Origin of the sequence: Sporomusa acidovorans (assembly GCF_900101845.1) — a bacterium.
GTDB classification, from domain to species: domain Bacteria; phylum Bacillota; class Negativicutes; order Sporomusales; family Sporomusaceae; genus Sporomusa; species Sporomusa acidovorans.
On sequence record NZ_FNAM01000021.1, the window covers coordinates 83246 to 101514 of the forward strand.

Here is an 18269-nt window from a genome sequence, read left to right on the forward strand (position 1 = left end):
ATGGTAGGGATTGTTGTCGTTTCGCATAGTGCCAAAGTGGCCGAGGGCATCTGTGAATTGGCCGGACAAATGGCTTCCGCCGGACAAAAGCTTATCCCTGCAGGCGGCATGGCGGATGGCGCCATTGGCACAGATGCCTATCGAATTCTTGCCGCTATTGAGGAGGCCAATACCGGTGATGGTGTGCTGGTCATGGTTGATCTCGGCAGTGCCGTGCTTAGCGCCGAACTGGCGCTGGATCTGCTTGACGAGACGGTGAAAAATCAGGCGGCAATTGCCGATGCTCCTATTCTGGAAGGCACAGTCGCGGCTGCGGTAGCCGCATCTATTGGTCAGCCGCTGGTAAGTGTGGTCCAAACAGCGGAAGGGGCCCGGGAATTGAGAAAAAGATAAAGGCAGCACATGCCCAGACTCAAGTGGAGGAATACTAATGACGAAAATAGATCTGGTCCTGGCAAATGCAGCTGGACTGCATGCCAGGCCCGCTGCTCAATTTGTTCAGACGGCGGCGGGATTTATGAGCAAGGTAACAATTCGGGCCGGCGAAAAAGCAGCAGATGCCAAAAGTATTTTGGCAGTAATGGGTTTGGGTCTGGGGCGGGGAGCTAGTTTTGAGTTGACCGCCGATGGCTCGGACGAAGCCGAATGCATTGCGGTGCTGCAAAAGTTAGTCACCAGCAATTTTGGCGAGGGTTAAAGGATGGAAGAGATACTACACGGAACCGGTGTTGTACCGGGAATTGGCATTGGCGCAGCCAAAATGCCGTCAGGTGATTTGGCTGACTATTTAAAACAATATAAGGCTGAAACCCCACCCGGGGAGGCAAACAGATTATCTGCTGCTATTCAGGCGGCCAGCGCTGAACTAATGAGGCTAAAAGCGGCGGGACTGGCAGCCGGCCAACAGAATCAGGCCGATATTATGGACGCTCATTATACCATGGTTAATGATCCTGCTCTTGGTGCTAACATAAGCGAGAAGATTGAGCAGGGGATACCGGCGCCGCAAGCTGTACTGGCGGCTGCTGAAGAGTATGCGGCACTATTTGATACTATGCCTGATCCCTATTTGCGGGAGCGGGCTGCCGATATACGCGATGTTGGCAGGCAGCTGGTACGGCAGTTGGTTGTTTCTGGGACGGGACATACCGCCAACAGAAGAAGAGCAATTTGCTACCTATCAGGCTGCGGTAAAGCAATGCGGTCCTCACCTATGTGTCATCCGAACAATGGATATTGGCGGCGACAAGCCCTTGCATTATCTTACCATTAACAAGGAGGAAAATCCCTTTCTTGGTTGGCGGGCCATTCGGATCAGCCTGGAACGTCCGGACCTGTTTATCCCGCAACTTAAGGCCATCCTCCGGGCCGGTGCATACGGCAAGGTAGCTATTATGCTGCCAATGGTCATTAGTGCGGCGGAAATTAGTGCGGCCAGGAATTTCCTGGAGCAGGCTAAAGCTGAACTGACACAGGAGGGCAAAGAGTTTTGCAGCGATGTTCCGCTGGGGATTATGATTGAAACGCCGGCGGCGGCCATTACCGTCCGGGAATTATGCTACCTGTGATTTCTTTAGTATTGGCACCAATGATCTGGTTCAGTATACTTTGGCGGTTGACCGTGGAAACCCGGCTGTCGGTTCGCTCTACAGCTATTTTCACCCGGCAGTGCTGCGGCTTATTGACGATGTGGTGAAAGCTGGGCATGAGCAAGGCATCTGGGTGGGCATGTGCGGTGAAATGGCGGGTGATCCGCTGGCGGCCCCCCTGTTAACGGCAATGGATTTTGATGAATTGAGTATGAGCGCTCCGGCCATTCCCCGTGTAAAGGCAGTAATTCGCCGTTTTGAAGAAAATCAGCTGCAGCAAGTGCTGGCCAAGGCGCTTGCTTTAAAGAACGCGGAGGATATTCGCGACTTTTTACGGGATTTTATTCAACAAAAAGAATAATGGCGGATTTGGAAAAAAGGACCTGCAGTTACGGGCTGCAGGTCCTTTTTTCCGAACAATATTTATATTATTGATAGTATTATTCGATTTTTTATTGACAGTTATGATTGGCTAATGCTATGATAAACAAGGGAAAAAAGGGGAAAAACTAACAGGGATTCTAATAATGCAAGACCAAAAAGCCGCAATGGGATAATGGCCGCTGTGAAGTGCAGAGGACTGAAACACTGTGTACTATGTATACAGGTAAGGTGTTTGAGGTGCAAATCGCAGATGGTCCTTATATCCGGTTGTCAGGAAAGGATTGATGATATGTCTTCTGTAGTTGTCATCGGAACACAATGGGGTGACGAGGGAAAAGGCAAGATTGTTGATTACTTAGCAGAACAGGCAGATGTTGTTGTTCGGTATCAGGGTGGCAATAATGCAGGCCATACTGTAGTTGTCAATGGTACCGAATTTAAACTGCATTTACTGCCGTCAGGCATTTTATATTCGGGTAAAACCTGTGTTGTCGGCAATGGCGTCGTTATCGATCCGGCCGTAATGCTTAAAGAATTGCAGGCTATGAAGGAGAAGGGCATTGATACATCAGGCTTGAAGGTATCTAACCGCGCTCATATCATCATGCCGTACCACCGCTTGCTGGACGAAGTGGAGGAAGAGTCCCGCGGTGATCGCAAGATCGGTACAACCAAGCGCGGTATTGGTCCATGCTACATGGATAAAAACGCCCGTACCGGTATCCGGATGGTTGATTTAATGGACGAAGAGGAATTCTGCTCCAAGCTGGAATTCAATCTGGAAGCTAAAAACCATTTGTTAAAAGCTGTTTATGGTGTTGAAGGCTTTGATTTTGAACAAGTGAAAAATGAATATCTTGAATATGCCCGTCAACTTAAACCCTATGTGACTGATACGGCGGCTGTGCTGCATCGTGCGATTAAAAAAGGCAACAGAGTGCTATTTGAAGGGGCGCAGGCAACCCAACTGGACCTGGATCATGGGACATATCCCTATGTTACTTCGTCTCATCCGATTGCCGGTGGTGCCTGCATTGGTTCCGGAGTAGGGCCAACTCAAATCAATAAGGTCATTGGTGTAGTCAAAGCGTATACCACGCGGGTTGGCGAAGGTCCTTTTCCGACTGAACTTAATGATGAAGTAGGCCAGACCATCAGAGAACGCGGCCATGAGTATGGCACTACGACCGGACGGCCCCGCCGCTGCGGCTGGGTAGACGCCTGCGTAGTACGTTATGCCGGTTATCTGAGTGGTATCGATTATATGGCTATTACCCGGCTAGATATTCTTGATGGTTTGAAAACCCTCAAGATTTGTACCGGTTATAAATATAAAGGACAGCTCTTGCAGGAATTCCCAGCTAGCCTTAAGGTCCTGGATCAGGTTGAGCCGGTGTATGAGGAATTACCCGGCTGGGAAGAATCGACCAGTTCAATTAGAAGCTATAATGAACTGCCGGCTAATGCGCGGCGCTATATTGAGCGGCTAAGTGAGGCCAGTGATATTAAAGTTGGTATTGTGTCGGTTGGTCCTGGTCGTGACCAGACGATTATTCTTGCCGACATGTTTTAAATAATAAATGAGCTCCGTATTACGGAGCTCATTTATTATTAGCCAGAAGCTTCATCACAAGGTCAGGCTGGAGGAAGCGTTAAAAATGTAATTGACAAGCCTGCTGTCTATATTGTATAATTTGATCTTGTTAAGATGATCCACTAGCTCAGTCGGTAGAGCACCTGACTTTTAATCAGGGTGTCCCGCGTTCGAGTCGCGGGTGGATCACCAAGTTAAAAAGCCTCCTAAACGAATGTTTAGGAGGCTTTTGCTTTCTATTTCGGCGCAAAGCCATTTAAGAATGGAAAATCGACAGGTCGGAACATAAATCTTGCAATTCAGAATAAACAAATAGATTGGCGCTCATGCTCCTCTTATAATGAAAATGAAAAACTAGGAGTCGCCGTTTAAGGCAAACCTGAAGTGAAGATAGATTTTGCCGGAGGTGGTGGATCACTGCTGCAAATTATCAGAATTAAACAATAATAGGGGGGATTTATTATGGGGCTTGTTAATTCGCCGGCTCAAATGGTTGGAATCGCCTATAATGCCGGTAAAAGCAAAGGAGATTTGTCAGTACCTCAATTACTGCTGCGTGGTATCATGGCTGGTGTATATATTGCCGTGGGTGCAGCATTTTGCACGATTGTCCAGACCGGTGTGGCCCCATTACTGGGGGCCGGAGTTGCCAAATTAATTGGCGGAGCTGTGTTCCCGATAGGCCTGATAGCAATCGTTCTTACTGGCATGGAATTGTTTACCGGCGATGCCATGCTGCTGCCTATGGCTGTGTGGTCAGGTAAAAGTACGTATGGAAAACTTATCAAAAACTGGACTTTTGTATATATTGGCAACTTTATTGGGTCAGTGGCTTTTGCCGCTATGGTTATTGTAGCGCCATTTACGCAAGGCAATTTTACAGCCGCGGAGCCCAATGCTTTTGGTCTAATGGCTGTTACGACTACTGTTGGAAAAATTCTTACGTATAAAGCGGCGGGAAGCATGGGTTTTCTATCCCTGTTTGTATCGGGAATAGGGTGTAACTTTATCGTATGCCTGGCTGTGCTGCTGGCGATGACCGCTCAGGATGTTATTGGCAAGATTGCGGCCATCTGGTTCCCGATTATGTCCTTCGTAGTTATTGGTTTTGAGCACTGTGTCGCCAATATGTATTTTTTACCTGTGGGTAAATGGCTTGTGGATATTTTCCCGGGTCTGATTGCCAAAACAGGAGCCGACGGAAAAGCCTGGAATGCTTTACTGCAGGCCAACGGCGGAGTTTCCTGGTATGATTTAGTGGTGTGGAATCTCATTCCGGTTACACTGGGTAATATCGTGGGCGCAATTATTGTTATTGCAGCTACTTATCACTATTGTTTCAAAGCGGAGGCTTGTGCACTTTCTGCTCCGGCACCTGTTCAGTCTTCCCAGGTGGCATCTTCGTCCGGCCGTTAATGTTGAAGCTGCCGCTTTGAACAATAAAGGAGGTCTTTTATTTGTACATGTCTGTCTTGGCGTATATTAGTTTGGGAGTGGCGCTTTGTATTACAATTTTAACGTATTTTGTAAGCCCGGACACGGGACTGTTGTTTACAATGTTGCCAATGCTTCTGCTTTTAGGAGGCATTCCTATATTGATGAACGTAATGAACAGGCGATATATAAATAAATTGGATCTTCGCCATGTAAGAAAGAAAAAAATTAAGGAAGTGGCTAAAAAGGGTATTGGCGAGCAGGTACGGATAAGCGGTGTTGTTACCGCAATATCGAACCGCTGGCTAAACCGGCCAAACTATCATGTGCTTGATTCCAGCGGCGAGATTAATGTTTGTATGTTCGTGGCGCCGCGGGTATCGATTCGCTGTGGTGATCAGATTGAAGTAGTCGGGACATTGCGTTGGGTATTGGGCTTTAAGAAAAAAGAAAAAAGAATTTGGGGCTTGCAATTAGTCAAGATTCCTTCTCCGTCCTAAAGCTGAGATTGACTTACCAGGGAAGGCAGCACATGCGTGCTGCCTTTTGCATTTGTTAAGGAGAGCGATCTGGATTGTTTGTCACGCAAATACGAATCGATTCAAAAATACATAATAGGTGTTGCCAAACGGAAATAATTACGCTATAATAATCATCGTGGTTAGTGGCGGTCAACTGATAAGCTGCTAGGCGCGATACCTTAATCTGGCCCGTTGGTCAAGCGGTTAAGACACCGCCCTTTCACGGCGATAACGGGGGTTCGATTCCCCCACGGGTCACCATATAAGCAGAGAGCCAGGTTTCTACGAGCGAAAGCGACATAGAAACCTGTGCGAATCGCTTAGTTCTGAGCGATAGCGAAGAACATCCTAATTTTAATTTATCGGGCGATTAGCTCAGCTGGGAGAGCGCCTGCCTTACAAGCAGGATGTCGGCAGTTCGATCCTGTCATCGCCCACCAAGAAAAGGCAGTACACAATTAATTGTGTACTGCCTTTTCTTGATTGGGTTTTCTGGTTTTAGGCCAGGGACGGCTTGACGATATGGTTGCCCATGTATCAACGGGAATAAAACAGGAAGCGGCAAGAACAAACAATAAGGCGATGCGCGCCGACAAAACGGCAACGGCGATAAAACTTTGTTTAAGCTGGTCGGCCAGCTTTTTGGAAACACCAATATAGAACATGCCGATAATGCGGTCGGAATCATCCTTGAGCGGGATATAGCCGGTTTGATATTTAACTCCTACCACTTCGGCCTCTCCGATATAGATTTTTCCGCCATTGAGCACGGTTTCCGTAACATAATCGGCAGCAACCGTTCCGGTGGCACGGCTGCCATCCCGCATGATGTTGGTGGCAACACGGGTATTATTTAAGAAGATGGTTACCGTATCGTCTGTCAAACGGCCAATTCTGTCGACCAGCTCGGTATCACCATTAATCTTAACAGAGCCTTTATATAACTCGCCATTTACCACATGCCAGGGGCCGGGACGCATATAATCGGCAATTTCCAGGGCGGTAGCCAAATCGGACTTGGCTTTTTCCGCGATTGCCGTTTCAATTTGGGTATGCATATCTCGGATGGTTAGTATGCCGATTACAAGACAGACAAGCAGTGTTAACCCAATAAAAAAGATGGAAAATTTTGTTTTGAGACTAAGCCGCATGGCCTGACCTCCTTACAGGTTCTATTTCAGACCCAGCGCAATCTTTAGCTGCTTTACCCGGTTACGGCTAACAGGCACTTCCTGCTTATTGGCATCATTCATGCGCAACAAATAGGAGCCATGAAACCAAGGGGTGATTTCGAGCACTTCATCCAGATTGATAATATATTGCCGGTGAACGCGCATAAAATTGGCCTCTGTCAGCATATTGTCGAATTCCTGCAGGGTCATCATAGCTGAAAATTCATCAATACGGGTACGCACAAAAACATCTTTGTCCTTCACGTAAATAAAAACAATATCGCTTTTGTTTACAGGAACAATTTTGCCGCCAGCCAGTACGCAAACCTTAGCAATTTGGGCAGTTTTCTTGTCCGGTATAGTTTTGGAGGAGAGATGCCGGATTTTAGTCAAAGTCTGAGCGAGTTTTTCTGCCGTAATTGGCTTAGTAATATAGCCAACGGCTGGCGTTGCAAAAGCGTCAACCGCATGTTCCGGATAGGCGGTGATAAAAACAATATAGGGGGGCTTGTTCATACTGTTTAACCGCTGTGCCATTTCCAGGCCCGACATACCGGGCATGCTGACATCCAGCAGAACTAATTCCGGTTTTTTTTCCAGAATATAAATAAGCGCGTCTACGCAGTTGGTAAATTTGGCACAGACTTCCATGTCGGGATGTTGGCTGAGTAAATACTCAATTTCGTCACATATAGGCTGTTCATCATCAACAATAACTGCTTTTGTTCTCACAAGAACCCACTTCCTTCTGTACGGCTGCGCTTTCCTGGAACGGGACTCGCAGCCAAACCTCAGTCCCAAATGTTGGTTTAGAGTTAATTGTCAGGCCATACTTTGTTCCATAGAGACTGGTTAATCGTTGGTGAACATTCATGATACCCACTCCCTCCGAATGACCGGCTTGTATCTGGGTGAGCTTTTCTGGGGGAATTCCCACCCCGTTGTCAGTAACCGTGATAATCAGCGTGTCCTCTTCGATATAAGCTTCAATGACGAGTAAGCAACTTCCCAGCTTGGGGAATAAACCGTGGTTTAAAGCATTTTCCACAAGCGGCTGTAGGGATAAGGCTGGAATGAGAGCAGTAGTTGCCTCGTCATCCACGTTAACAGCAACGTCCAATCTGTCGCCGAAGCGGGACATGGCAATTTCCAGGTAGGCCATGATCGCCGCTAATTCATACTGGAGAGTTACCAGCTCATCCTGATTGGAATAGCCACGCTGCATTAGGGTAGCCAGACTGCCTAACAGGCTGCGGGCCTTGTCCGGGTCAGTGCGGGTAAAGGACATAATGATATTGATGGTATTGAAGAGAAAGTGGGGGTTAATCTGGGCCCGTAGTGCCTTAAGTTCAGCCTTTTCCCGCATTTTTCGCTGCTTGTCGACTTCCGCCAACTGAATTTGAACAGACAGTAAATTAGCAATTCCATCGGCAATATGAATATCCAGTTCGGATACAGTTTCTTCGTTTACTCGGGCAATTTCGATGGTTCCAATGACTTTGTCGCCGGAAAACAACGGAACCACTACTCCGGCCTTGAGCGGGCAGTAGGGAAACGGGCAGCCACGATCAGAAGGCGTATTAATGATCTTCATTGTTTTACTGGTAATTGCCTCTTTTACGGCTGCCGAGAGAATCGGCTCGCCCGGCTTATGATGTTCGGTTCCCTTGCCAATAAACGCCAGACGTTTATACCTGCCGGTGATGGAAACCGCATCCGCTTTTGCTAACTCGTAAATGATATTGGCGGTTATTTTGGCTGAATGTGAATTAAAGCCCAGCCTGAGAAAGGGAAGCGTACGACTGGCAATTGCCAGCGACAGTTGCGCTGCGCGGGCGCCGTAAATGTCTTGTTCAGCTTCAATCCACTTAATAATATAAAGAAATAAGCATACGCCGATCATGCTAACGACAGGGGTAAATATAAGCGCTTTAAGATTGGGGAACTGGGTGACGGGTTCGCCGGGAAACAGGGCGATAAAGACGATTTGGCATAATTCGGCAACTAATGCCACGCCGGCCCCCATCAGCGGCGTAAACTGGTGAAAATTAAAATGAAGCCGCAACATGCCGGAAAAAGTTCCGGCCAAAATTATAAACAGTGCGGGTGCTATAGCTGAATAATCAATGACGATTAAGTAACCGGCACAAATAAGACCAACGCAAAAGCCAGTGATCGGTCCGCCGGCAATGCCTGCCAGTAATATGCCGATTAAACGCGTTGTTACGAGTGGCTCTCCCCAGGGTAATGTATTGTAGTTACCGGTTATCGCTAAAAAAGCGAACAACACAACCAAAGGGAACTGGCTTACCCAACTGAAAGGATAGCGGGCGCAGCGCATAATAAAACGGCTACGCCCTGTGAGATAAGCCGTCATAGCAATAAAGGACAAAGCGCTTATGATTTCTAGCAGAGTAAAGACTGTCATAAAGGCCTCCATGATAATCTAGAAAGAATATTCGGCAAAAGGACGCGGTTCCCTTTTTTCGCAACAGGGCTTTTCGAAATATTCCTAAAAGTTTATGGGTAGGGTTTTTAAACAACTCCCGATGAGTTCTTGACGAATGATGTTAACTTAATATATAATAACACTTGGTAACGGCCCGGTGGTGTAGTGGTTAACATGCCGCCCTGTCACGGCGGAGATCGAGGGTTCAAGTCCCTTCCGGGTCGCCATCTTCGACATTAGATATGCGATCTTCGATTAACCACATCGAACATCGCAAGTCGAAAATCGACAGTCGAATACGCCTCGGTAGCTCAGTCGGTAGAGCAGAGGACTGAAAATCCTCGTGTCGGCAGTTCGATTCTGCCCTGAGGCACCAGAAAAAACACACCATGTAGGTGTGTTTTTTCTTTCCTGAATTTATTGATGAAAATATTGTCCGGACAAACTGGTTTTTGGTATTAAAGTTGTGTTTGACACAAATTATATTAACAGGAATTTAAGGAGGGTGAGCCTATGTTTGACAACCGTACTCATGCCGGACAACTGCTTGCGGAAAAATTAGCTGCGCGAAACTTGAAAAATCCCTATATCCTGGCAGTTCCCCGCGGCGGACTTGCGGTAGCATCCCCCATTGCCGCTAAACTGCAAGCCAACGTGGCCGTTCTTATTGCGAAAAAGATCGGGCATCCACTTAATGCGGAAGTTGCCATCGGCGCTATTATGCCGGATGGCAGCCTGATTCATGACAATCAGTATGTCAGCAGCATTGGGGTAAAGCAGGAAAACTTCGACAAGTTGACGGCAGAAGCCCGCAAGGTATTTGACCAGCGGGTCAAGGTCTACGAAGCTATGATTATTAAAAATCAGGAAGTTAAAGGGCGCGATATCATTGTTGTCGATGACGGGATTGCCACTGGATATACCATACGGGCAGCAGTCAAATGGCTGCAGAAGTGGAACCCGGCCAGCATAACGGTCGCTGTACCGGTAGCTCCTACTGATATTACTCAAAAGCTCCGCGAAGTACAAGTGGAAGTGGTGTGCCTTGATGAACGGGATGTATTTACGGCAGTTGGCAGCTATTATAAGGATTTTAAGGAAATGACAGATCAGGAGGCGCTGGAATACCATCGCTTTTCGCCGAATTCGATTGTTCGACTGTAATCGTAAACTGCAGAGCAAGCTTTTTCCCATAAAGAAGGAAGGCCGGTGTCTTTAATTGGATATCTGGCCTTTTTTTGTTAGAGGAGGGATCTGGTAATTTCCTCGGCGGTTGTTACCAGGACCATCAAGAAAAGGCGCTTTTATCCAGTAACTTGTGTTAATATAGTAATCACGGAAGGAGGTTTTAAGAGTGATTGAGGGTATTAGCCATATAACTTTTATTGTAAAAGAGCTGGAGAGCGCAACACGATTTTTTAAAGCTATTTTTGATGCAGAAGAAATATATGCAAGCGGCGATAAAACATTTTCCTTGACCAAAGAAAAGTTTTTCTTAATTGGTGGCCAGTGGATCGCAGTAATGGCGGGGGAGTCATTATCGCAACGGACGTATAACCATGTTGCTTTTAAGATATCGGAAGAAGACTTCGCGATGTATAAGGCCAGAATTGAGGCTCTGGGATTGGAGGTTAAACCGCCCCGGTCCAGAGTGGAAGGTGAGGGCCGGTCCTTATATTTTTATGATTTTGATCATCATTTGTTTGAATTGCATACCGGTACACTGGCAGAACGGCTCGCAAGATACGCGGAGATCATAAAATAATATTTTGTGAATGGGGCAGTATGTAGCGGAAAAACACAGAAAATCAAACTATCTTTTGAAAATATGAATGTGAATAACCAAAACCCTCTTGTTTGACGACAGGAGGTTTTTTGTTCGGATAAATGTGGTGAAACACCTATTTACCTCTGATCTTGTTGATGATATGATAAAAAAATATGAAGGAGAGATCAGGGAATGATATTTGTTAATTCGTTTGAAAGTATTTTAAGTATAATTATTATGATATTCCTCGGATATATGCTGGCAAAAAAAGGGATGTTTGATGAACATACCGCCAAGATATTTACAACAATGGTTATTAAGATATCCTTGCCGGCCTATATGGTTTGGAATCTGACCAATACGTTTGATCATGAAAAATTGCTTGATCTGGTGGGTGGAATCATTATTCCTTTTACCTCCATGATAACCTGTTATATGGTTGGCTGGTTAATAAGCAAGTTTATCGGCGTGGACGCGAAACGTCAGGGTATTTTTAGCTGTATGTTTTTCGTTTCCAATACAATCTTTATCGGGTTGCCAATCAATTTGGCACTCTTCGGCGACAAAAGCATTCCTTATGTTTTGTTGTATTATATTGCCAATACATCATTATTCTGGACAGTAGGCATTTATTTAATTAGTCGCGACGGTTGCGGCCATAAACCTAAGTTATTAAGTTACCAAACGGTAAAAAACATATTTTCACCGCCGCTGATCGGTTTTTTTGTCGGCATCCTATTGGTAATGGCTGATATAAAACTGCCGCCCTTTATTACCGATGTTTGTAGATACTTGGGCAATTGTACAACACCGCTATCAATGTTATTTATTGGAATATCAATTTACAGTGTAAATCCCGCTGAAATAAATTTAAGTAAAGATGTGGCTGCCCTTGTTCTAGGCCGATTTATCATAGCCCCGTTTTTGGTATTTTTACTTACATTAGTAATACCTGTGCCTTCGATGATGAAAGAAGTATTTATTGTCCAGTCGGCAATGCCGATCATAGCCAGTGCATCTATCATCGCCAAAGCATATAATGCAGATTATCAATTTGCGGCTGTGGCGACGACGGTCACTACCGTAATTGCGATGGTAGTCATCCCCCTCTACATGGTATTGTTTAACTACTTTGCTATTTAGGTGTTATCTTTCTTTGTTTAGTTGCGTATGAATAAAATAAGCACCTTTGTCTGCATGGGATAAAGTGTAAAAATATATAATTTATTGGAAGGAATTAAGAAAAAGCTGATGAATAAATTTACTATCTGCGGAGGCCCAAAGAAGGTAATTATATCTTTTACGACAACAAAGCAAGGGCGGAAAAGATCTCGTAAGAACACTACAGAATTAAGGTTTATAGACCACTAGCGTCAACTTAAATTAAAGGATGAAATTGAAAGTAGGTATAATAACATGCAGCGGCTTTTGGATGGGATAGTGAAATTTAGACGTGATGACTTTGAAAATCATCGCGATCTTTTTAAAAGTTTAAAGTCAGAACAAAAACCACACACCCTGTTTATTACTTGTTCAGATTCGCGGGTAGATCCTAATTTAATTACTAAAACACTGCCGGGTGAGCTTTTTATTATCCGAAATATAGCTAATCTCGTACCGCCATATCGCGAAACGCCGGAATATGTGTCGACTACTTCTGCAATAGAGTATGCGGTACTTTCATTAGGCGTGGAAAACATTATCGTCTGCGGACATTCTCATTGTGGCGGTTGTGCCGCATGCCTAGGGCCAGCAGAACGTTTAAATAACATGCCCCACACTAAGAGATGGATGGAGTTGGCTATTCCGGTACGGGATCGTATTTTAAAAGAAATTGCAAAGGATGATATAGAAGCTCGCAGGTGGATGATGGAGCAGGCTAATGTTGTGGAGCAATTAAAGCATTTAATGGGATATCCATATATTTATGAAAAAACAATTTCAGGACAATTAATGTTAAGTGGCTGGTATTATATTATTGAAACCGGAGAAGTGTTTATTTACGATAAAAACTTGGGAGAATTTCGTTTAGCAAATGGCTAGGTGTATTGAGCCAGGACAAACTATTGTTGGCATCCAGTTAGTTTTTTATATTTATCAATCAGATAAATATAAACATTCGTTACCTAATGATACAACAATTGCTATGCGACGGGGCTTGCATATGGTATTCGGAAAATGATATAATATGCAAGCAAGGGAGGAGTACCAGCTTCCTGAATATTGTACTGTTGAAAAAGTACAGTAGAAAATGCTTAAGAATCCATATGATATCTAGATTCATACACATGCGGGCGTAGCTCAGTGGTAGAGTACCGACTTCCCAAAGCGTAAACTTGTTATGGACAACCAATAGAAAAAATGAGATAAATCAAGGCCTTGCGGCAGTAGCCGGCAAGGCCCTTTTTGTACGTTGACGCTTATTTGACGCAGAAAAAGATCTGGAGAGGAAACAAGCTGCTTATATGTCATCATTAGAAATAAATAACTGTTTTTGGGCAGTTATTCGTTCGACTGCCTGTTTTTTAAAACGCTCTGGACCTAATATCCGAATCACTGGACCAAAGGAAAGTAAAGTGATTAAAAGTTCCATTTCATCAACTTCATAATAGTAGATTTTCATGAGACAGCATTTTGTATCCTCAAAGTATTCCGAGACACGTTCAAAATTAGATAACTGAGTAAAGATTCTTTCGAATCCGTTGCGCTCATTGGTGATTTCGATTTCGATTGGTTCTGGAACACGAAGGCTTTGGACGTACCCGGCGAGGTCGGAAAGCGTATTCCAGTCCATAAGCTCTACAGACGTAATTCGTGAGAGGTTTAATTTATAAAGACTTCTGAACTTCTTTTGGCGCACTCTTACGCAAACCAATCTAAACTTATCATCCTTCATGGAATACTCAAGTTTATAAGGGGCGAAATATGATGAAAGCCGATTGCCTTTACCGCTTTCATAGCGAATAAGAAGTACTTTCCCGGTTTGAATGGCCTGCAAGATAGTAGAGAATATGTTTTTATATTCATCACTGTCATAAGGATCGCCATCACTTGCCATGTCAACGGTGATGAGATGATTTGGATTATATAGCGGTTCAATATCAGAAAGTAGGGATCTATAGAAATTACGCTCATTTTTATCGGCAAAAAGCGCAAAGCGTTTATCCTCTATTATGGCTTTAAGCCAACGCTTTTGGAGGGTTGTTAAAGTAAGGGGCGGGACATTTTCTACCAGCGGTATATAACCGGAGGAATCATTTTTAAGCAGGAAATATCCATTATTGGTGATGTTAAGAAGCTGAGGAGTGAGCTCTAGAGAAGTTTCAGCAAAACCAAGTCTGGAAACTGTTGCCGCAATGTCTTCACCTGTGAGCTTGCGGACGGCTGCCGTTTTTAAGATTTCGCTGATTATATAAAAGTATCGGCTATGAATTTCGCTAAAAAGTTCCATATTGCATCCTTCCTTGCGGATTTATTCCTCGTACATAGCCGCCATGTGCATAATATCATCGGTAAATTGTTTGATTACCTGCTGGTTGGAGCCTTTTATGGATATAATCCGTCCGATAAATGTTCGTAGCCACGGCACCATCTCTTGCGTGTCGGTTACTTCAATACGATAGACGAAAGTATTGTCGGCCACTTTTTCTATCGTACCGTGTTTACCTTCGCGTTTTAGCCGCGTGAGAACATAAGCTTCCGTGCTTTCGTTGATAGAAATAACCATCTCAAGTTGTTCAAGATGATTCTTTCTGCCGAGAAAAATACCCCAGGAAGAGGAAAACCTGGTTTCAAGTTCGGTCAAACGTTTATCAAAATCAGGGTTTTCCTCCAATATATGCACGTTTTTGATGTAGTCCAGGCGGAACGAAAAAAAGTTATGTTTGCGCTTATTATAGGCCAGCAGGTATCGGCGTCCATGTTTTACGTTGATAGCAACTCTAAGCGGAAGGATGGTTTGACGAAAGGGGTTTTTTGAACGGCTGCTGTAAGTTTCAAAGTGGACCATTTTCTTTTCTTGTATGGCGGTAAGTATATTAATAAATACTTCGTCATCCAAGGTGTGCGAGGTAAATAGATGTCGGAAGGAAAAGGGGCTATGATTCTGGCCGCTATCACGACGGATAAAGTAGCCTAGTACTCCGGCAGGCGTAATGTTTTCAAAATAGTGTACAGGGGTTATAAGGTTATTGAATATATTTGGGAAATCCTGAGTCAATGGGTCATGGCTGACGTAATAATGCAGGGTTTTGCCTTTTTTTGTTTGCTGAATAAACCGGCATCCGCATATTCGTTAAGTTTATTGCGGATAGTCATTGGATCCGGCGAAGGGGGATTTTCAAAAGATGACAAGTATTGGTCATACAGAATATTGGAGACCTCTTGGGCAGTTAAGCCTGGCAGTTTCATAAGGATGGCGAAAAGGTAAAAATGAAGCAGGCAATCATTAGATGTAAAGGTCTTTGTTTCCCATACGGAAAACAGCGGATTTTGGGATAGATCGGCTGTGTTTGTATTGATAAATAGATTTTTTCCGCGGGCACTGGTTTCCCACTTCACGTATCTGGCAAGATAACTTTCGATTCTTCGACGTTCATTATTATAGCTACGGCTGCTCTTGCGGGTATAGTCGCCGCGGCATTTGTAGCCGTATACTAGAAAATCACGGGCATAATCTCTTATCTTATCAAAGTTTTTGATTAGTTCTGTAAATCCAGCCATTTTTATCACCATCATTTTGTAATGACTTTATCATATCAAAATAGGAATTATTGTCAATCATTCGAAAGGTCGCAAACTTTTTTGCAGCCAACAGCAGACCTGGGCTTCGCGATGTTGAGGATATCGCTGAGACTTGCTATTCCCAAGGCCAAAAGCAAGGGAAAATTTCGTTGTTTTTTTTGCCTCCGGTATAGCAAAGTCAACTGCTTAATTAACATCCCGTCATGAAAGTCTGCGGAGATTCCTTGGATAGGGGCGCAATTGCGAAATTATAAGACGGAGGAATACGTCATGAGAATAACAATAAAGGATCATGAAAGAGGGTTATTATTTAAAGATGGAAATTACAAAGAGGTCTTAAAACCGGGTAAGCATTTTATATTGCCTTTTTCCGAAACTAAAATCGAAATTCTGGATATAACCAAGCCCTTTTATGTAGAAGGTTATGATATCGATATATTTTTGAAGGATGAAAACTTGTGCAAAGAACTTGATGTAATAAATATTGGAGATCAGGAATTGGTCTTTCATTTTATTGATGAAAAATTTCAGGAAGTTATTGGCACCGGGAAGTATGCCTTTTGGAATATTTTAAAGAAACATACGTTTAATATTGTGGATGTCAGTAATCCGGAGATTGCCGTGCACATTGACCGCAATCTGCTGGCCAGGCCTCAGCTTAGGGCTTATTCGGCCATCTATGATATTGAACCATATATGAAGGGTGTTCTCTATTTCGATAACAAAATGCAGCGCCTGTTAGAGCCGGGTAGACATTATTTCTGGCTTGGCTCAAACAAAGTTGATATCGTCAAGGTGGATATGCGCAAGCGTGAAATCGAAATCAATGGTCAGGAAATGATGACTGAGGATAAAGTGCCGCTCAGGTTTAACTTTGTCTGCCAATATAGGATTACCGATGCCGTTAAGGTGGTCATGGATGTTAAGGACTATGAACAACAGATATACGTCCTGTTGCAGCTCGTGTTGCGCGAATACGTGGGAACTCTTAAGCTGGACGATCTTTTGAAGATGAAACAGGAAATTGCGGCATATGTCCTCAAGGTTCTGAAGGAAAAGGAGCAGGATTATGGCGCGGAATTTTTGTTTGCCGGCGTTAAGGACATCATCCTGCCAGGTGAAATTAAGGATATTTTAAATACTGTGCTTATTGCTGAAAAGAAAGCGTTAGCGAATGTCATCACGCGTCGTGAGGAAACAGCTTCCACACGAAGCCTTTTAAATACTGCAAAACTAATGGATGAAAATCATACCCTCTTCCGCTTAAAGGAATTAGAGTTCTTAGAAAAAATTTGCGATAAGATTGGCAGTATCTCACTAAATGGCGGTGGGCTGTTGGAGCAATTAAATTCGCTGCTTGCTGTCAAAAGGTAAGCAAGCGCAGGTTGGAGTAGACTATGAGAGAAACAATTCTAATCAAATTAAACAATATTGAGGAAAAAGAGCAGGTTAAAATACTGTTTGCAGTTGAGTCGGGAAGCAGAGCATGGGGATTTCCATCAAAAGATAGCGATTATGATGTACGGTTTGTCAATTGATAAGAAAAGGGATGTTATTGAATATCCCATTAACGATTTATTGGATGTCAATGGCTGGGACGTACGGAAAACTTTAGGGCTGCTTAGAAAATATAATCCGGCGCTTATGGAATGGTTAGATTCACCTATAGTCTACCGGGAAGAGTATCAAATTAGGGAGCGGATGAAGGAAATTCGGACTGCTTATTTTGCAAAGAAAACTTCTATGCACCATTATCTAAGTATGGCGGCATCAAACTATCGAAGTTATCTGAAGGGGGAAACTGTGAAGGCCAAAAAATATTTTTATGTCCTTCGCCCTCTTTTGGCCTGTATGTGGCTGCAGCAGCAAAATTGCCACCCGCCCATTTCCTTCAATACGCTTATGGAGTCGCAACTAAAAGGGCAACCCCAGCTGAAAGAACAGGTAGAGAAACTCCTTGTACGCAAGATAGCTGGCGAGGAGATGTCAGTGGAGCCGCGCATGGATGATTTAAACGGCTTTATTGAAGAGCGGCTAATATACTTAGAAGATTACGCCAAAAGGCTTCCGGCAGATAATTTCTGTGATATGGAACAGCTCAATGCATTTTTTATGAGTTTGCTTCGCGAAGTATGGGCGTATTAGCGAGGTGGAAAAGGTGTTTAAAAATTTATGGGGAAGAAACGATTTTAATATTACTATCCTTAAATCTTATAGTTCGGATTCGCCATGGAAAAGCGATGCCGTCCTATTTCATATTGAAAATGGGGCTAGTAACCATGAAGCAGAAAAATTTGCTGGCCCCGTTGGCAGATTGCCTGGAAGATAAACGCTCCAGTAATCAGAAGATCCCATTTGGGATTCTGCTTATCCTAGCTGTTACGGCCAAACTCAAGCTCAAAACAAGCCTTACGGATGTCCCGTTTGCTGTCACTGACGCTGAACTGCTTTCCGAATTGGGTTGGAATGTATGGGATACGGAAAGAGATCTGGAGAATGGGCTCTTTTCGGAAAACGTGATGCGTAGGTTAATTGCCAAATATGATAGTGACGAATTCATTGCGTTTTACAACCGGTATGTACAGGAAAAATTGTTACCGGAACTGCGGTTTCAG

Annotated in this window: 19 protein-coding genes, 5 tRNA genes and 2 pseudogenes; 20 read left to right on the forward strand and 6 right to left on the reverse strand. The window is 44.1% G+C overall.

Annotated elements, in window-relative coordinates:
• The 11 genes and pseudogenes from dhaM (at nt 1) to BLR65_RS15325 (ending at nt 5962) form a co-directional block, all read left to right on the forward strand.
• The gene (dhaM, locus tag BLR65_RS15285; RefSeq protein ID WP_093795056.1) at nt 1–393 is read left to right on the forward strand and encodes a dihydroxyacetone kinase phosphoryl donor subunit DhaM; all 393 of its coding nucleotides are present in this window, start codon (nt 1–3) and stop codon (nt 391–393) included.
• A 37-nt stretch (nt 394–430) separates the two neighbouring features.
• Entirely contained in the window at nt 431–697 is a 267-nt protein-coding gene (locus tag BLR65_RS15290) for an HPr family phosphocarrier protein (RefSeq protein ID WP_093795057.1), read from the forward strand.
• 63 nt (nt 698–760) lie between these two features.
• Nucleotides 761–1021, forward strand: a pseudogene (locus tag BLR65_RS31615) (phosphoenolpyruvate-utilizing N-terminal domain-containing protein); the annotation flags it as partial.
• 76 nt (nt 1022–1097) lie between these two features.
• Nucleotides 1098–1568 carry a putative PEP-binding protein gene (locus BLR65_RS31620; protein ID WP_342741392.1) on the forward strand — a complete coding sequence of 157 codons (471 nt, stop codon included), beginning with the start codon at nt 1098–1100 and terminating at the stop codon, nt 1566–1568.
• Nucleotides 1519–1950 (forward strand): putative PEP-binding protein, encoded by a 432-nt coding sequence (locus BLR65_RS31625; RefSeq protein WP_342741393.1) that lies wholly within the window; start codon nt 1519–1521, stop codon nt 1948–1950. Before BLR65_RS31620 ends, BLR65_RS31625 begins: the two co-directional genes overlap by 50 nt.
• Before the next feature lie 312 nt (nt 1951–2262).
• Nucleotides 2263–3546: an adenylosuccinate synthase gene (locus BLR65_RS15300; RefSeq protein WP_093795079.1), complete on the forward strand. Its 1284-nt coding sequence runs from the start codon at nt 2263–2265 to the stop codon at nt 3544–3546.
• 137 nt (nt 3547–3683) lie between these two features.
• A tRNA-Lys gene (locus BLR65_RS15305) sits at nt 3684–3759 on the forward strand.
• Nucleotides 3760–4029: 270 nt separating this feature from the next.
• Entirely contained in the window at nt 4030–4983 is a 954-nt protein-coding gene (locus BLR65_RS15310; protein WP_093795058.1) for a formate/nitrite transporter family protein, read from the forward strand.
• A 179-nt stretch (nt 4984–5162) separates the two neighbouring features.
• Nucleotides 5163–5501, forward strand: a complete 339-nt coding sequence (locus BLR65_RS15315) for a hypothetical protein (protein WP_143122589.1) — start codon at nt 5163–5165, stop codon at nt 5499–5501.
• 207 nt (nt 5502–5708) lie between these two features.
• A tRNA-Glu gene (locus tag BLR65_RS15320) sits at nt 5709–5783 on the forward strand.
• A 103-nt stretch (nt 5784–5886) separates the two neighbouring features.
• A tRNA-Val gene (locus BLR65_RS15325) sits at nt 5887–5962 on the forward strand.
• Between the two features lie 18 nt (nt 5963–5980).
• On the opposite strand, the gene BLR65_RS15330 is transcribed toward BLR65_RS15325, so the two are convergent.
• From BLR65_RS15330 to BLR65_RS15340, 3 genes are read right to left on the reverse strand one after another with little or no spacing between them, the layout of a single operon-like run.
• Complete coding sequence (locus tag BLR65_RS15330; RefSeq protein ID WP_093795060.1) at nt 5981–6673, reverse strand: cache domain-containing protein; 693 nt, start codon at nt 6671–6673, stop codon at nt 5981–5983.
• Between the two features lie 21 nt (nt 6674–6694).
• Nucleotides 6695–7426 carry a LytR/AlgR family response regulator transcription factor gene (locus tag BLR65_RS15335; RefSeq protein ID WP_093795061.1) on the reverse strand — a complete coding sequence of 244 codons (732 nt, stop codon included), beginning with the start codon at nt 7424–7426 and terminating at the stop codon, nt 6695–6697.
• On the reverse strand, nt 7401–9122 hold the full coding sequence (locus BLR65_RS15340) for a histidine kinase (protein WP_169716763.1): 1722 nt from the start codon (nt 9120–9122) through the stop codon (nt 7401–7403). Before BLR65_RS15340 ends, BLR65_RS15335 begins: the two co-directional genes overlap by 26 nt.
• Nucleotides 9123–9294: 172 nt before the next feature.
• Between BLR65_RS15340 and BLR65_RS15345 the strand changes: the two genes are divergently transcribed.
• The 6 genes from BLR65_RS15345 (at nt 9295) to BLR65_RS15370 (ending at nt 12954) form a co-directional block, all read left to right on the forward strand.
• A tRNA-Asp gene (locus BLR65_RS15345) sits at nt 9295–9370 on the forward strand.
• Between the two features lie 73 nt (nt 9371–9443).
• A tRNA-Phe gene (locus BLR65_RS15350) sits at nt 9444–9519 on the forward strand.
• Nucleotides 9520–9656: 137 nt separating this feature from the next.
• On the forward strand, nt 9657–10307 hold the full coding sequence (locus BLR65_RS15355) for a phosphoribosyltransferase (protein ID WP_093795063.1): 651 nt from the start codon (nt 9657–9659) through the stop codon (nt 10305–10307).
• A 190-nt stretch (nt 10308–10497) separates the two neighbouring features.
• On the forward strand, nt 10498–10908 hold the full coding sequence (fosX, locus tag BLR65_RS15360) for a FosX/FosE/FosI family fosfomycin resistance hydrolase (protein ID WP_093795064.1): 411 nt from the start codon (nt 10498–10500) through the stop codon (nt 10906–10908).
• Nucleotides 10909–11103: 195 nt separating this feature from the next.
• Nucleotides 11104–12054, forward strand: coding sequence for an AEC family transporter (locus tag BLR65_RS15365; RefSeq protein ID WP_093795065.1), 951 nt, complete (start codon nt 11104–11106; stop codon nt 12052–12054).
• A gap of 273 nt (nt 12055–12327) precedes the next feature.
• Nucleotides 12328–12954 carry a carbonic anhydrase gene (locus BLR65_RS15370; RefSeq protein ID WP_093795066.1) on the forward strand — a complete coding sequence of 209 codons (627 nt, stop codon included), beginning with the start codon at nt 12328–12330 and terminating at the stop codon, nt 12952–12954.
• 418 nt (nt 12955–13372) lie between these two features.
• On the opposite strand, the gene BLR65_RS15375 is transcribed toward BLR65_RS15370, so the two are convergent.
• The 3 genes from BLR65_RS15375 to BLR65_RS15385 all read right to left on the reverse strand — a co-directional run bounded on the left by BLR65_RS15375 (nt 13373) and on the right by BLR65_RS15385 (nt 15633).
• On the reverse strand, nt 13373–14362 hold the full coding sequence (locus BLR65_RS15375) for a WYL domain-containing protein (RefSeq protein ID WP_093795067.1): 990 nt from the start codon (nt 14360–14362) through the stop codon (nt 13373–13375).
• 21 nt (nt 14363–14383) lie between these two features.
• Nucleotides 14384–14971: a WYL domain-containing protein gene (locus BLR65_RS15380; protein WP_176772752.1), complete on the reverse strand. Its 588-nt coding sequence runs from the start codon at nt 14969–14971 to the stop codon at nt 14384–14386.
• Between the two features lie 155 nt (nt 14972–15126).
• Complete coding sequence (locus tag BLR65_RS15385) at nt 15127–15633, reverse strand: hypothetical protein (protein WP_093795069.1); 507 nt, start codon at nt 15631–15633, stop codon at nt 15127–15129.
• Nucleotides 15634–15924: 291 nt separating this feature from the next.
• Here BLR65_RS15385 and BLR65_RS15390 point away from each other — a divergent pair, with 291 nt between their 5' ends.
• From BLR65_RS15390 to BLR65_RS15400, 3 genes and pseudogenes are all read left to right on the forward strand, one after another.
• Nucleotides 15925–17028, forward strand: a complete 1104-nt coding sequence (locus BLR65_RS15390) for a slipin family protein (protein ID WP_093795070.1) — start codon at nt 15925–15927, stop codon at nt 17026–17028.
• 23 nt (nt 17029–17051) lie between these two features.
• Nucleotides 17052–17799, forward strand: a pseudogene (locus BLR65_RS15395) (nucleotidyltransferase domain-containing protein).
• Nucleotides 17800–17933: 134 nt separating this feature from the next.
• Nucleotides 17934–18269, forward strand: a 336-nt coding sequence (locus tag BLR65_RS15400; protein WP_218130639.1) for a hypothetical protein, incomplete at its 3' end; no start/stop codon positions are given.